This is a genomic window from Streptomyces sirii, assembly GCF_045690365.1.
GTDB classification, from domain to species: Bacteria; Actinomycetota; Actinomycetes; order Streptomycetales; family Streptomycetaceae; genus Streptomyces; species Streptomyces sirii.
In genome coordinates, this window is sequence record NZ_CP147982.1 from 7040388 (window position 1) to 7055157 (window position 14770).

At 72.8% G+C, this 14770-nt stretch carries 12 protein-coding genes; 3 read left to right on the forward strand and 9 right to left on the reverse strand.

The genetic code is table 11. The features are described from left to right. Positions 1 to 8: 8 nt before the first annotated feature. The 6 genes from WAB15_RS31295 to WAB15_RS31320 form a co-directional block, all read right to left on the reverse strand. The gene (locus WAB15_RS31295) at positions 9 to 398 is read right to left on the reverse strand and encodes an NTP pyrophosphohydrolase (protein ID WP_399146226.1); all 390 of its coding nucleotides are present in this window, start codon (positions 396 to 398) and stop codon (positions 9 to 11) included. 95 nt (positions 399 to 493) lie between these two features. Further along, a complete protein-coding gene (locus WAB15_RS31300) occupies positions 494 to 2629 on the reverse strand; it encodes a 3-hydroxyacyl-CoA dehydrogenase NAD-binding domain-containing protein (RefSeq protein WP_399146227.1) in 2136 nt (711 codons plus the stop codon). Continuing rightward, a complete protein-coding gene (locus WAB15_RS31305; protein WP_399146228.1) occupies positions 2626 to 3852 on the reverse strand; it encodes a thiolase family protein in 1227 nt (408 codons plus the stop codon). Before WAB15_RS31305 ends, WAB15_RS31300 begins: the two co-directional genes overlap by 4 nt. Before the next feature lie 442 nt (positions 3853 to 4294). Then, complete coding sequence (locus WAB15_RS31310; protein WP_399146229.1) at positions 4295 to 5575, reverse strand: HRDC domain-containing protein; 1281 nt, start codon at positions 5573 to 5575, stop codon at positions 4295 to 4297. A 77-nt stretch (positions 5576 to 5652) separates the two neighbouring features. Next, positions 5653 to 6315, reverse strand: a complete 663-nt coding sequence (locus tag WAB15_RS31315) for a response regulator transcription factor (RefSeq protein WP_006602452.1) — start codon at positions 6313 to 6315, stop codon at positions 5653 to 5655. Between the two features lie 285 nt (positions 6316 to 6600). Beyond that, positions 6601 to 7257 carry a DUF3000 domain-containing protein gene (locus tag WAB15_RS31320; protein ID WP_407288271.1) on the reverse strand — a complete coding sequence of 219 codons (657 nt, stop codon included), beginning with the start codon at positions 7255 to 7257 and terminating at the stop codon, positions 6601 to 6603. A 102-nt stretch (positions 7258 to 7359) separates the two neighbouring features. On the opposite strand from WAB15_RS31320, the gene hemE reads away from it, so the two are divergent. The 3 genes from hemE to WAB15_RS31335 all read left to right on the forward strand — a co-directional run bounded on the left by hemE (position 7360) and on the right by WAB15_RS31335 (position 11141). Then, positions 7360 to 8427, forward strand: a complete 1068-nt coding sequence (gene hemE / locus WAB15_RS31325) for a uroporphyrinogen decarboxylase (protein ID WP_399146231.1) — start codon at positions 7360 to 7362, stop codon at positions 8425 to 8427. A 38-nt stretch (positions 8428 to 8465) separates the two neighbouring features. Next, complete coding sequence (locus WAB15_RS31330) at positions 8466 to 9473, forward strand: hypothetical protein (protein ID WP_407288272.1); 1008 nt, start codon at positions 8466 to 8468, stop codon at positions 9471 to 9473. 201 nt (positions 9474 to 9674) lie between these two features. Beyond that, on the forward strand, positions 9675 to 11141 hold the full coding sequence (locus tag WAB15_RS31335; protein ID WP_407288273.1) for a membrane-associated oxidoreductase: 1467 nt from the start codon (positions 9675 to 9677) through the stop codon (positions 11139 to 11141). 72 nt (positions 11142 to 11213) lie between these two features. Here WAB15_RS31335 and WAB15_RS31340 read toward each other — a convergent pair whose 3' ends face one another. The 3 genes from WAB15_RS31340 to WAB15_RS31350 are packed head-to-tail and all read right to left on the reverse strand — an operon-like array spanning position 11214 to position 14737. Beyond that, positions 11214 to 12638, reverse strand: coding sequence for an FAD-dependent oxidoreductase (locus WAB15_RS31340; protein ID WP_407288274.1), 1425 nt, complete (start codon positions 12636 to 12638; stop codon positions 11214 to 11216). After that, a complete protein-coding gene (locus tag WAB15_RS31345) occupies positions 12635 to 13285 on the reverse strand; it encodes a chloramphenicol phosphotransferase CPT family protein (protein ID WP_407288275.1) in 651 nt (216 codons plus the stop codon). The genes WAB15_RS31340 and WAB15_RS31345 overlap by 4 nt, the downstream gene beginning before the upstream one ends. A gap of 9 nt (positions 13286 to 13294) precedes the next feature. Then, on the reverse strand, positions 13295 to 14737 hold the full coding sequence (locus WAB15_RS31350; protein WP_407288276.1) for a benzaldehyde dehydrogenase: 1443 nt from the start codon (positions 14735 to 14737) through the stop codon (positions 13295 to 13297). Between the last annotated feature and the right edge of the window lie 33 nt (positions 14738 to 14770).

Below are 14770 nucleotides of genomic sequence, written 5' to 3' on the forward strand. Positions count from 1 at the left end.
GAGAGGCGCTACGAGCCGCCGCGCCGCCCCCACACCGCCCGGGGCCCCGTCACCCGCGCGCCCAGCGCCTGGACGCGCTCGCGCAGCCCGCGGTCGGCGGTGACCACCAGGCAGTCCCGTCCGTCGCCCTCGTCCGCCACCAGTGCAACGATCCGGTCGTCCCCGCTGCCGGGCGACGGCACCACCCGTACACCCTCGATCGAGGTCACCCCGCGTGCCGCGCCCTCCACCACGAGGACCATGTCCAGGGGCGGCTCGGCCAGCCCCGGCAGGCCGGCGGTGGCGATGCCGGGCAGCGCGTCGCGCAGCCGTTCCGCGGCGGCGTGCCGGTCCCGCCACCAGCCGTCGGGCACCGAGCCGACGACGTTCGCGGCATCGACAATGACCAAGGAGTCCATGGCGCAACCTTCCCACGCGCAGCTTCCCGGCAACGCGAAAGCGCGGGCCGGCTCCGCCGAGCCGGCCCGCGCCTTGTGCGGTCAGTCGCGCACCCTTACGCGGGCACGCTCGCCACGCCCGGGGCCAGGAACTTCTTGCCGGTCACCCGCTCGGAGACGCCCTCGCGGTCCAGGTACGGCGTGATGCCGCCCAGGTGGAAGGGCCAGCCGGCACCGGTGATCAGGCACAGGTCGATGTCCTGCGCCTCGGCGACCACGCCCTCGTCCAGCATCAGGCCGATCTCCTGCGCGACGGCGTCCAGGACGCGGTCGCGGACCTGCTCCTCCGTCAGCACCGAGTCGCCCTGCTTGAGCAGCGCGACGACCTCGGGGTCCAGCTCCGGCTTGCCGGAGTCGTAGACGTAGAAGCCGCGCTTGCCCGCCTTGACGACGGCCGCGAGGTTCGGGGAGACGGTGAAGCGGTCCGGGAAGGCGCCGTGCAGCGTCTCGGAGACGTGCAGACCGATCGCCGGGCCGACCAGCTCCAGCAGCACCAGCGGGGACATCGGCAGACCGAGCGGCTCGATGGCCTTCTCGGAGACCTCGACCGGGGTGCCCTCGTCGATGACGTTCTGGATCTCGCCCATGAAGCGGGTCAGGATGCGGTTCACGACGAACGCCGGGGCGTCCTTGACGAGCACCGCGGTCTTCTTCAGCTTCTTGGCGACACCGAAGGCGGTGGCCAGCGAGGCGTCGTCGGTCTTCTCGCCGCGCACGATCTCCAGCAGCGGGAGGATCGCGACCGGGTTGAAGAAGTGGAAGCCGACGACCCGCTCGGGGTGCTTGAGCTTCGACGCCATCTCCGACACCGACAGCGAGGAGGTGTTGGTGGCGAGGATCGCGTGCGCCGGAGCGACGGCCTCGACCTCGGCGAACACCTGCTGCTTGACGCCGATCTCCTCGAAGACGGCCTCGATGATGAAGTCCGCGTCGGAGAAGCCCTCGGCCTTGTCCAGCACACCGGTCACCAGGGCCTTGAGGCGGTTGGCCTTGTCCTGGTTGATCCGGCCCTTGCCGAGCAGCTTGTCGATCTCGGCGTGGACGTAGCCCACACCCTTGTCGACCCGCTCCTGGTCGATGTCGGTCAGCACGACCGGCACCTCCAGGCGGCGCAGGAAGAGCAGGGCCAGCTGAGAGGCCATCAGACCGGCGCCGACGACACCGACCTTGGTGACCGGACGGGCCAGGCTCTTGTCCGGCGCGCCGGCGGGGCGCTTGGCGCGCTTCTGCACCAGGTTGAACGAGTAGATGCCGGCGCGGAGTTCGCCGCCCATGATCAGGTCGGCGAGCGCCACGTCCTCGGCGTCGAACCCGGCCTGCAGGTCACCGCTCTTGGCCGCGGCGATGATCTCCAGCGCGCGGTAGGCGGCCGGCGCGGCGCCGTGCACCTTGCCGTCGGCGATGAACTTGCCGCGCTCGACGGCCTGGTCCCAGGCCGCACCGCGGTCGATCTCGGCGCGCTCGACCGTCACCTCGCCCTTGAGGACGTTGGCGGTCCAGATCAGCGACTGCTCCAGGAAGTCCGCGCCCTCGAAGATCGCGTCGGCGATCCCGAGGTCGAAGACCTGCTGGCCCTTGAGCTGCTTGTTCTGGTTGAGCGAGTTCTCGATGATGACCGAGACGGCCTTGTCGGCGCCGATCAGGTTCGGCAGCAGCGCACAGCCGCCCCAGCCCGGGACGAGGCCCAGGAAGACCTCGGGGAGGGAGAAGGCCGGCAGGGCCTTGGAGACGGTGCGGTACGAGCAGTGCAGACCGACCTCGACGCCACCGCCCATGGCCGCGCCGTTGTAGTACGCGAAGGTCGGTACGGCCAGCCCGGACAGCCGCTTGAAGACCTCGTGGCCGCCCTTGCCGATGGCCAGCGCGTCGTCGTGGTTCTTCAGCAGCTCGACGCCCTTGAGGTCGGCGCCGACGGCGAAGATGAACGGCTTGCCGGTCAGGCCGACGCCGACGATGTCGCCGTCCGCGGCCTCCTTCTCGACCTGGTCGAGCGCGGCGTTGAGGTTCGCCAGCGAGCCCGGGCCGAAGGTGGTCGGCTTGGTGTGGTCGAAGCCGTTGTCCAGCGTGACGAGCGCGAAGCGCCCGGCGCCGAACGGCAGGTCGAGGTGGCGTACGTGCGCGGACGTGACGACCTCGTCGGGGAACAGCTCGGCCGCGCCCTTCAGCAGCTCGGCGGTGGTGGTGGTGCTCACTTGCTGCCTCCGGCGTCCTTGTGGTTCGGGTTCTCCCAGATGACCGTCGCGCCCATGCCGAAGCCGACGCACATCGTGGTCAGGCCGTAGCGGACCTGCGGCTGCTCCTCGAACTGGCGGGCCAGCTGCGTCATCAGCCGGACGCCGGAGGAGGCCAGCGGGTGACCGAAGGCGATCGCGCCGCCGTACTGGTTGACGCGCGCGTCGTCGTCGGCGATGCCGTAGTGGTCGAGGAAGGCGAGCACCTGCACGGCGAACGCCTCGTTGACCTCGAACAGGCCGATGTCGCCGATGCCCAGGCCCGCCTTGGCGAGCGCCTTCTCGGTCGCCGGGATCGGGCCGTAGCCCATGACCTCCGGCTCCACGCCCGCGAAGGCGTAGGAGACGAGGCGCATCTTGACCGGGAGGTTGTTCTCCCGGGCGAAGTCCTCGGAGGCGATGATCGAGGCGGTGGCGCCGTCGTTGAGACCGGCGGCGTTACCGGCGGTGACGCGGCCGTGCGTACGGAACGGCGTCTTCAGGCCGGAGAGGTTCTCCAGGGTGGTCCCCGGGCGCATCGGCTCGTCGGAGGTCACCAGGCCCCAACCGGTCTCGCCGACCTCGGAGTTGGTGTTGCGCACCGAGATCGGGACCAGGTCCTGCTGGATCTTCCCGTTCGCGTACGCCTTCGCCGCCTTCTCCTGCGAGCGCACGGCGTACTCGTCGGCGCGCTGCTTGGTGATGTGCGGGTAGCGGTCGTGGAGGTTCTCCGCGGTCATGCCCATGAACAGGGCCGACTCGTCGACGAGCTTCTCGGACACGAAGCGGGGGTTCGGGTCGACGCCCTCACCCATGGGGTGGCGGCCCATGTGCTCGACACCGCCGGCGATGACGGCGTCGTACGCGCCGAAGGCGATGGAGCCCGCGGTGGCGGTGACGGCGGTCAGGGCACCGGCGCACATACGGTCGATGGAGTAGCCGGGCACGGACTGCGGGAGGCCCGCGAGGATGCCGGCGGTACGGCCCAGGGTCAGGCCCTGGTCGCCGATCTGCGTGGTGGCGGCGATGGCGACTTCGTCGATCTTCGCGGGGTCCAGGTCCGGGTTGCGGCGCAGCAGCTCCCGGATGGCCTTCACGACGAGATCATCGGCGCGGGTCTCGTGGTAGATGCCCTTCGGGCCCGCCTTGCCGAACGGGGTGCGGACGCCGTCGACGAAGACGACGTCCCTAGCGGTACGAGGCACGTTGGCTCTCCTCCAGGTGCGGGGTGGCACTGCTGCGTGGCGCCCCCAGGGACGCTTCACACCGACATGCTACTTACGGGTAACCAAGCTGCACACCCCCATCGCCCGGAGCGGCGAAGGTCACACCGGATGGAGGCGGAGGAGGCCGGGCGGCGGCCGGCGGGTGAAGGCGGGGCGTGGCCGGGCGGCGGGCCGTCGAGCGCGGGCGGCGTGCGCCCGGGCGGCGGGCCGGTGGGAGGCGCACCCGGGCGACCGGAACGGGGTCGAAAGGGGCCGAATGATGTCCGACCTTGGCGGAATTCGGCCGGTCGGCTGGCTAAATGCCCGTATAGCGGCGAATGGGGGGTTATGTGATGGCGCGCGGTGCGGGCCGTGAGGCGGCTGCCTCCGGCAGTGCGAAGACGCGTCCGCGGCGGCCCCCGGTCGGGGACCGCCGCACGCGTCAGCCGGCGGCCGGGTCCTCCAGCAGCGCCTCGGTCAGCAGCGGCGCGACCTGTTCGATCTGCCAGGGGCGGGCGCCGTGGCCCTTGAGGGCCTGGGCGACCGACTCGTGGGTCGGCTCGGCCGGCGGCTCCCAGCACAGGCGGCGCACCGTGTCCGGGGTGATCAGATTCTCCTGTGGGAGGTTCAGGCGCTCGGCCAGGGCGGTGACCCCGGCGCGGGCGGCCGACAGCCGGGCCGCGGCGATCGGGTCCTTGTCGGCCCAGGAGCGGGGCGGCGGGGGTCCGTTGAGCGGCTGGCCGGGCTGCGGCAGCTCGCTCTCCGAGAGGGCGCGGGCGCGGTCGACGGCGGCCTGCCACTGCTCCAGCTGCCGGCGGCCCATGCGGTGGCCGAAGCCGGGCAGCGCCGCCAGTGCTTGGCTGGTCGGCGGCAGATGCAGCGCCGCCTCCACGATCGCGGCGTCGCCGAGCACCTTGCCCGGCGACACGTCGCGCCGCTGGGCGACCTGGTCGCGGGCCGTCCACAGCTCCCTCACGACCGCCATCTGGCGGCGTCTGCGGACCTTGTGCATGCCGGATGTACGGCGCCAGGGGTCCTTGCGGGGCGGCGGCGGGGGAGCGGCGGCGATCGCGGCGAACTCCTGCCGGGCCCACTCCAACTTCCCCTGCCGGGTCAGCTCCTCCTCCAGTGCGTCGCGCAGGTCCACCAGCAGCTCGACGTCGAGCGCGGCATAGCGCAGCCAGGGCTCGGGCAGCGGGCGGGTGGACCAGTCGACGGCGGAGTGGCCCTTCTCCAGGGCGTAGCCGAGGACGTTCTCGACCATCGCGCCCAGGCCGACCCGGGCGAAGCCGGCCAGTCGCCCGGCCAGCTCCGTGTCGAACAGCCGGGAGGGGAGCATCCCTATGTCACGCAGGCACGGCAGGTCCTGGGTGGCGGCGTGCAGCACCCACTCGGCGTCGCCGATCGCCTCGCCCAGGGCCGACAGGTCGGGGCAGCCGACCGGGTCGATCAGTACGCTGCCGGCGCCCTCGCGGCGCAGCTGGACGAGGTAGGCGCGCTGGCCGTAGCGGTAGCCCGAGGCGCGCTCGGCGTCGACGGCGACCGGTCCGGTACCGGCCGCGAAGGCGGCCACGACCTCGGCGAGCGCCTCGGGTGTGGCGGTCACCGGGGGGATGCCCTCGCGGGGCTCCAGGAGAGGGACCGGCGCCGGTCGGGAATCCGGAGGCGAGTCTCCGGGTGCTCGCAGTGTCGTGTCTGCTGCGGTCTTTTGGGCGTCGGTCACCAGTCAAGGGTATCTGTGTATGCACGTCGCCCGTCGAGGGAACGTTCCCTCGACGGGCGAGCCGGTCGTGTAAAGGGTCAGTGGATGATGCCGGTGCGCAGCGCGACGGCCACCATTCCGGCTCGGTCGCCCGTGCCGAGCTTGCGGGCGATCCGGGCGAGGTGGCTCTTGACGGTCAGTGCCGAGAGCCCCATGGAGACGCCGATGGCCTTGTTGGACTGGCCCTCCGCCACCAGCCGCAACACCTCGACCTCACGGCCCGACAGCTCGCGGTAGCCGCCGGGATGGCCCGGGGCGCCCGGTGGGCGGCGCTGCATACGAGCCGCGTTGGCGCCGATCGGCGAGGTGCCCGGGCGGCCGGGAATACCCAGGTTGGTGCGGGTACCCGTGACGACATAGCCCTTGACGCCGCCGGCCAGGGCGTTGCGTACGGCGCCGATGTCGTCGGCGGCGGAGAGTGCGAGCCCGTTGGGCCAGCCGGCCGCCCGTGTCTCGGACAGCAGTGTGAGGCCGGAGCCGTCGGGAAGGTGGACGTCGGCAACGCAGATGTCGCGCGGGTTGCCGACGCGGGGACGGGCCTCCGCGATGGACGACGCCTCGATCACGTCACGTACTCCGAGGGCCCACAGGTGGCGGGTGACGGTGGAGCGGACGCGAGGGTCGGCCACGACGACCATGGCCGTCGGCTTGTTCGGGCGGTAGGCGACCAGGCTCGAAGGTTGCTCGAGGAGAACAGACACCGGGCCTCCTGGGGGGAGTGGCGGGGACGGAAGCCGGCTGGGGGGAGCCGGAATGATCCGTGTTTGAAGGGTCACTGACCTCTTCGGCAGCAAACCGGCGGGACTTTAGACTTTGATCACGATTTAGTTAGGGGCAATTCGGGCAAATCGGATGGGTGATCGATCAGGTGTGGGCACGGAGTGCATGCCGAGATGATCAGAGCCGTGCGCGAACGTGATCAAGGCGGGCGCGGGGCGCCGCCCTCTTGACCGCTCGGGCACGGCTGTGAATACGCGGCGGGCGGCTCAGCGCGGCTGCGCGCCGCGGCGCTGCGGCAGCGGGACGACCCCGCCGCGCGGCGCCAGGTCCAGTGCGGCCGGCGGCAGCCCCGCGACCTGGCACAGCAGATCGCACCACGCCGCCAGATGCGCCGCCATGTCCGGCACCCCGCCGGGGCCCTCGGCCGGCGTCCAGGACGCCCGGATCTCGATCTGGGTCGCGGGCTCGCGCGCGGCGAGCCCGCCGAAGTAGTACGACCCGGCCCGGGTCACCGTGCCGCTCGGCGCGCCGTAGGGCACCCCGCGCGCCTCCAGCGCACCCGTCAGCCACGACCAGGACACCTCCGGCAGCAGCGGATCGGCGCCCATCTCCGGCTCCAGTTCCGCCCGTGCCAGCGTCACCACGCGGAAGGTGCCGTGCCAGGTGTCGTCCCCGGCCGGGTTGTGCAGCAGCACCAGCCTGCCGTCCGCCAGGTCCTTGTCCTCACTGACCGGCCCCGAGCCGTGCTCGACGACCGCCGCCTCCAGCGCGTACGCGAACGGGGCGAGCCGTTTGGGGGCGGGCGTCGGGTCGATCTCGATCTCGGGCCGCAGTCGGGCCGAGCGAAGCGCCTCGACCGCCTGACGGAAGGGGATCGGGGCCTCGTCCGCGCTGTCCGCGAGGTGTTCTTGAGCCGCAGCCATGCCCGGAAGATTAGGCGGAACCGAGCCCGTATACGCGGAGGACACCCGGTTCGCGCGTCGCCCATTCGGAGGCCCCCTAGGGCGCATGCGAAGATTTGGGGCGTGAGCGCCAACCAGAGCCCCACGGGCCAGCAGCAGACCGGTACATACGACTCGGCCTTCCTCAAGGCCTGCCGGCGTGAGCCGGTGCCGCACACGCCGGTGTGGTTCATGCGCCAGGCGGGCCGCTCACTGCCGGAGTACCGCAAGGTCCGCGAGGGCATCGCGATGCTCGACTCCTGCATGCGGCCCGAGCTGGTCACCGAGATCACGCTGCAGCCCGTGCGCCGCCACGGCGTCGACGCCGCGATCTACTTCAGCGACATCGTCGTCCCGCTCAAGGCCCTCGGGATCGACCTCGACATCAAGCCCGGCGTCGGCCCGGTCGTCGCGAACCCGATCCGCACCCGCGCCGACCTCGACCAGCTGCGCGCCCTGGAGCCCGGCGACGTCCCCTACGTCACCGAGGCCATCGGCATGCTCGTGCGCGAGCTGGGCGGCACCCCGCTGATCGGCTTCGCCGGCGCGCCCTTCACGCTCGCCAGCTACCTCGTCGAGGGCGGCCCGTCCCGCAACCACGAGCACACCAAGGCCCTGATGTACGGCGACCCGCAGCTGTGGGCCGACCTGCTGGACCGCCTCGCCGACATCACCGCCGCCTTCCTCAAGGTCCAGATCGAGGCCGGGGCGAGCGCGGTGCAGCTCTTCGACTCCTGGGTCGGCGCGCTCTCGCCCGCGGACTACCGCCGCTCGGTGATGCCCGCCTCCGCCAAGGTGTTCAAGGCGGTCGAGGGCCTCGGCGTGCCGCGCATCCACTTCGGCGTCGGCACCGGCGAACTCCTCGGCCTGCTGGGCGAGGCGGGCGCGGACGTCGTCGGCGTCGACTGGCGGGTGCCGCTGGACGAGGCGGCCCGCCGCGTCGGCCCCGGCAAGGCGCTCCAGGGCAACATCGACCCGGCGGTGCTCTTCGCCCCCCGCGAGGCCGTCGAGACCAAGGCCCGCGAGGTGCTGGACGCGGCGGCCGGCCTCGAAGGCCATGTCTTCAACCTCGGCCACGGCGTCCTGCCCGACACCGACCCGGACGCGCTGACCCGCCTGGTGGAGTACGTCCACACGCAGACGGCGCGCTGAGCGGAACTGCGTCGATGCCGCCGGGCGTCGTGGAGGGCATGAACGCCACCTCCGACGCCCCGATAGCGGAGCTCGCCGCGGCCTGGGAAGAGGTCCGCGCCGAGTACTACGCGGACCACGACACGGAACTCGTGCTGGCCTGCGCCCGCGCGCTCGTCGCCGACCCCGGTGGCGAGCGCGCCTGGCTGTGGACCTTCGGACTGCTGATGACCGCCGACTACGTCAGTCTGCAGTCCGCCTCCGACGGCACCGCGGCGGCCGTCCTCGACGCGCTGCGCGCCACCGACCGGGAGCTGCGCCGGCGCCCCTGCGCCCACGACGGGCACCCCTACGAGGGCGATCTCGACGAGCAGCTGCCGCGCCTGGTCTCCTACCTCCCGCTGCTGGAGCACGGCGCACCACCGGCCGGGGAGGCGGACCGGGACGGTTGGCACTGCGCCGAGGTGTGGCGCTGCCCGCGCAATGTCGCGGGCTACGCCCGGGTCGCCATCGACATCCTCGCCCCGGGGACCACCGACGCCGTCCCGGCCCGCCTGTCCACCGCCGAGCAGGAGGAGGTCGGCGACCTGGCCTCCCTCCTCGACGGCCACCCGGCCCCGGGCGTCAGCGTGTCCTGGTCGCTGTCCCACTACGGCAAGGCGCTCGCCGCGGCGACCGAGCCCGCCGAGCGCGCCGGGCTGGTCGTCATCGTCACCGCGCTGTCCCGGTACGCCGTCGGGCTCGTGGACGGTCCGGGGCCGCTCAACGATCTGATCGCCGGGCTCGCGTCCGTACCGGCGGCGCCCGCCGAAGGGAGCTGCGGGCACGGCGCGGCGGCGCACCCGGTCCTCCCCGAGGCCCCGGAGGACGTCCTCACGGCCGGGATGCGCCTGAAGAGCCCCAGCGGACGCCGGCTGCTCGCCGAGCGCGGCGGGCGGCCCGGCGAGGGCGCGCCGCTGGAGGCGTGGCGGTGCCCGGCGTTCGTGGCGGAGCTGGCCCGTGCGTCACTGAAGCGGGTCCGGGCCGCCCGCGAGGAGTTGTTCGGCGCTCTGGGGTCCGCGCGTTAGGGGACACCCCCTCGTTCGTGCCCTGAGTCGGCCGGTGTCGTCCGCGGCGCCGAGCTTTTCGACGACGGTCTCGTCCGGGCCGACGGGGCGCCCCTCGCCGCCCGGCGCCTGGGCCCAGCGGCGTGACGAGGGCCCGCCGTACGGCATAGTCTGCTCCGTAGGGCGATTGACAGCTTGAACGCGGCGCGCCAAAGTCCCGGCGTGAGCGAGATCGACGATCTGACGCCGGCCGAACTGCGTATTCGGCGGGCCTTCCCCCGAGGCGAGCCGGTGGACTTCCGCGCCGCCGAGAACGAGGATCCGGCGCTCGGCGACACCTGGGGCGCCGAGCGGACCGTACGGGCGAGGGTGCTGCGGGCACTGCTGCTCAAGGCTCCGCAGGAGGACGGGGAGATCGCCGCGCTCAAGATCACGGGGGCGCGGATCACCGGCGTACTGGACCTGAAGTACGCCACGATCGACGCCGCCATCCGGCTGAGCCACTGCCACTTCGACGGCGCTCCCGACCTGTACGGTGCCCGACTGCGCCAGCTCAACCTGAGCAAGTCCGTTCTGCCGGGCCTGACTTCGGGGACGTTGCGGGTCGAGGGGGTGCTGCGGATGACGGACTGCCGTATGCGGGGGCCGGTGCGGCTCGGTGGGGTGCAGATCTCCGGGGCGCTGTTCATGGAGCGGGCGGAGTTCACGGCGCCGGACGACTCCGAGCCGGTGCTGCAGCTCAACCAGGCCGAGATCGGGGACGACTTGTGGGCGCCGGAGATGCGCGCGCACGGACAGGTACGGCTCACCGGCGCCTCCGTCGCCGGGCGGATCAACGTTCAGGATGCCGAGTTCCACCATCCCGGTGGCACCGCACTGGACGCGCAGAACCTCAACGTGGGCGCCCATGTACGGGCGCGGTGCGTACGTGCGCGGGGCCGGGTCGAGCTCCGGGGCTCGCGGATATCGGGCCGTCTCGACCTGCTCCACGCCCACCTGTCGCATCCGGGCGACACCGCCCTGCGGGCGAGCAGTTGCGTCATCGGTGAACTGTGGCTGCGCAGGGGCGACCGCATCGAGGGCGCCCTGAACCTACGGCGTTCGCGCATAGAGATCCTGACCCTGGAACCGGAGATGCTGCCGGACCAGGTGCACCTCAGCAATCTCACGTACACCGTGCTCGCCCCGCACGAGCCCGCCGAGCGCCGCCTTTTGATGCTGGAGCGGGAGGGCGACCGGTATGAGCCCTACGGCTACGAGCAGTTGACGGCCGCCTACCGCCACGTCGGCGACGACGACGCGGCCCGCCTCGTCCAACTCGCCAAGCAGCGCCGCCGACGCACCACGCTCACCTGGTACGGCCGGCTGTGGGGGTACGCCCAGGACGCCACCGTCGGCTACGGTTTCCGCCCGTTGCGCGCGGCGGTCTGGCTGCTGTCCCTCATGGCCATCGGATCGATCGCCTACGGCCTGGACCACCCGCGCCCCGTCAAGGCCGACGAGGCCCCCGACTTCAACCCCGTCTTCTACACCCTCGACCTGCTCCTGCCGGTCGTGAACTTCGGCCAGGAGTCGGCGTTCGCCCCCGACGGCTGGCACCAGTGGCTGTCGTACGCCCTGATCATCACCGGCTGGATCCTGGCGACGACGATCCTCGCCGGCGTGACCCGTACGGTCAGCCGCCAGTGACCCGGTCCAGAACCTCCGAAGAGGTATCGACGCTCCACGGCGGTGGGCCCTTCGGCACACCGGTCGTCGGCGTCAGCCGCCGGCCGCCCGTACCGCCGCGGTCGCCTTGCGGGCCGCGACCAGTACGGGGTCCCAGACGGGTGAGAACGGTGGGGCGTAGCCGAGGTCGAGGGCGGTCATCTGCTCCACCGTCATCCCGGCGGTGAGGGCGACCGCCGCGATGTCCACCCGCTTGCCGGCGCCCTCACGGCCGACGATCTGCACTCCGAGCAGCCGGCCGGTGCGGCGCTCGGCGAGCATCTTGACGTGCATCGGGCGGGCGCCGGGGTAGTAGCCGGCCCGGCTGGTGGACTCCACGGTCACCGCGACGAAGCGCAGACCGGCCGCGTGCGCCTGCCGCTCCAGCAGGCCCGTGCGGGCGATCTCCAGATCGCAGACCTTGCTGACGGCGGTGCCGACGACACCGGGGAAGGTCGCGTAACCGCCGCCCACGTTGGTGCCGATGATCTGGCCGTGCTTGTTGGCGTGGGTGCCCAGCGCGATATGGCGGGTGCGGCCCGAGACCAGGTCGTGGACCTCCACGCAGTCGCCGCCCGCCCAGACGGCGTCCTGGCCGCGCACCCGCATCGCGAGGTCGGTGAGCAGCCCGCCGGACTCGCCCAGCGGCAGCCCGGCCGCGGCGGCCAGCGTGGTCTCGGGACGTACGCCCATGCCCAGCACCACCACGTCCGCCGGGTGATCGGCGTCCTCGGTGGTCACCGCGCGGGCCCGCCCCGCGGAGTCGGTCAGCACGCCGGTGACGGTCGTGCCGGTCACCGTCTCGACGCCCAGCCCGCACATCGCCTCGTGGACCAGCGCGCCCATGTCCGGGTCGAGGGTGGACATCGGCTGCGCGCTCCGCTCCAGGACGGTGACCTCGTATCCGCGCCGGATCAGCGCCTCTGCCATCTCCACCCCGATGTAGCCCGCGCCGACCACCACGGCCCGCCGCCCCGCGGACGTGCCCGGTGTGTCCAGTGGCGCCCGTCGTCCCGCGGTCTGCTCCAGGGCGTCCAGCAGGGCTCGGCCGTCGTCGAGGGTCTGCACACCGTGCACCCCGGGGGCATCGATCCCCGGCAGGTCGGGGCGCAGCGGCCGGGCGCCGGTGGCCAGCACCAGCTTGTCGAAGCCGGTCCAGGACTCCCGGCCGCCGTCGTCCAGCTCGCGGGTGCGCACCCGGCCGCGGTCCAGGTCGATCTCGGTGACCTCGGTCCGCATCCGCAGATCGATGTCCCGGGCGCGGTGCTCCTCGGCCGTACGGGCGATCAGCGCGTCCGGTCCGTCGACCACGCCGCCCACCCAGTACGGGATGCCGCAGGCGGAGTACGACGTGAAGTGGCTGCGCTCGAACGCGGTGATCGCCAGCTCGTCGGGCTTCTTCAGCCGGCGCGCCTGCGATGCGGCCGACATCCCCGCCGCATCGCCACCGACGACCACCAGCCGCTCCGCCGCCGTCACCGTCGTCCCTCCGTACCCACTCGTGCCGCGTCCCGCACCGCGGTGCCGCCCTGCTCCGCCCCGTCACCCCGGCCGGTGCCGTAGACCGGACCGAGCCGCTCGAAGGCCGTGGGGGTGGGCCGCCGGGGCAGGAACTCCTTGATCTGCCGGGCGCACTCCTCGGGAGGGGTGTCGGTGGTGTCGCACTCGATGTCGTAGATCCCATGGGCGTGCACCTGCGCCAGCTGACCGGCCGCCAGGCCCAGTGGGCGGTCGCCCCGGGACTGTTCGCGGCGCGCCAACTCCTCGGGTGAGCAGCGGACCCCGACCAGGACGACGTCCTCGGGCGGGAACAGGTCCAGGCAGTCGCGCAGCCGCCAGGGCTCGCTCAGCACATGGTCCACGATGACGGTGTTGCCGGCCGCCGCCATCCCGGCGACCGCGCGGTGGAAGCCCCGCCAGGTGCGCAGGAGGGTGGCGCGCAGCGCGTCCGGCGTCAGCTCGTGGCGCGAGCGCATGCGGTGGAAGGCGTCGACGGGCAGATGGAAGCACGGCTCGTCGAGGGTGTGCAGCAGCGCCTCGGCCAGGCTCGACTTCCCCGAACTCGACGTACCGTTCAGGAAGACGATCAGCCCGGACTCCGGGGCGGTCAGGTCGGGCACGGTCATCTGGGCACCTCAGAACGGGTAGGCGGCGGGCGTGGCGCGCACCGTGGTCCAGCGGGTCTCGGTGAAGGCGTCGAGGTTGGCCTCGCCACCGAAACGGGAGCCGGTGCCGGAGTCGCCGAGGCCGCCGAAGGGGGCGATCGGTTCGTCGTTGACTGTCTGGTCGTTGATGTGGACGAGGCCGGCGGGGACGCGGTCGGCGAGGTCGAGGGCGCGGGCGGTGTCACGGGTGACGATGCCGAGCGCCAGGCCGTAGCCGGAGTCGCCGGCGAGCGCGACGGCCTCGTCCAGGGTGTCGAAGGCCCGCACCGGCGCCACGGGGCCGAAGACCTCCCGGCCGTAGGCGGGGGAGGCGCCGACGGACCCGGGGCCCGCGTCGGCCAGGACCGTCGGGCGGTAGAACAGGTCGCGGTACCGGCCGCCGGCGGCGATCCGCACGCCGGCCGCCGCGCTGCCCCGCACCAGCTCGTCGATCCTGTCGAGGTGGCCGCGGTCGATGACCGGGCCGAGGTGCACCTGCTCGCGGTAGGGGTCCCCGACGGTGAGCGAGTCGGCCTTGGCGGCCAGCCGCTCCACGTACTCGTCGTAGCGGGAGGAGTGCACCAGATGCCGGCCCGCGGTCATGCACACCTGGCCCTGGTGGAAGAAGGACGCCCAGGCGGCGGTGGACATCGCGGCGTCCAGATCGGCGTCCTCCAGGACCACGAAGGCGCTGTTGCCGCCCAGTTCCAGGTGGGCGCGCTTGAGATGGCGGGCGGCCAGTTCGCCGACGGCGCGGCCGGCGCGCGTCGAGCCGGTGAAGGAGACGACCCGTACGCGAGGGTCCTCGACCAGCGCCCGCCCGGTCTCCGCGCCGCCGGGCAGGACCCGCAGCAGCCCCTCGGGCAGCCCCGCCTCGGCGAAGACCGCCGCCAGGGCGTGGCCGCCGCAGACCGCGGTACGCGGGTCGGGCTTGAGGACGACGGCGTTGCCGAGGGCCAGTGCGGGGGCGACGGACCGCGCGGCGAGCACCAGCGGGGCGTTGAACGGCGTGATCACCCCGACGACACCGGCCGGGATCCGACTGGTGTAGGAGAGCCGGGGCGCGGTGGACGGCAGCACCTGCCCGAGCGGGCGATGGGCCAGCGCGGCCGCCTCGTAGCACTCCTCGGAAGCCGTGCGGATCTCGAAGTCGGCCTTGCCCCGGATGCTGCCGGACTCCCGGACGATCCACTCGCCGATCTCCGGCTCATGGCGCCGGATCAGATCCCCGGCCCGGCGCAGCACCGCGGCCCGCTCGGAGTACGGCGCCGTCGCCCAGGCGCGCTGGGCGCGGGCCGCGGTCAGCGCGGCCTCCTCGACGTCCGAGGGGGCGGCGAGCGTGAACGTGCCCAGCGCCTCGCCCGTCGCGGGCTCGACCGCCGCCGCCTCGCCGCCGTGCAGCAGGCGCCAGCGCGCCGGATCGAGCAGGGGCATCGGGCAACCTCCGGGCCGGGAGGGGAAGCTGAC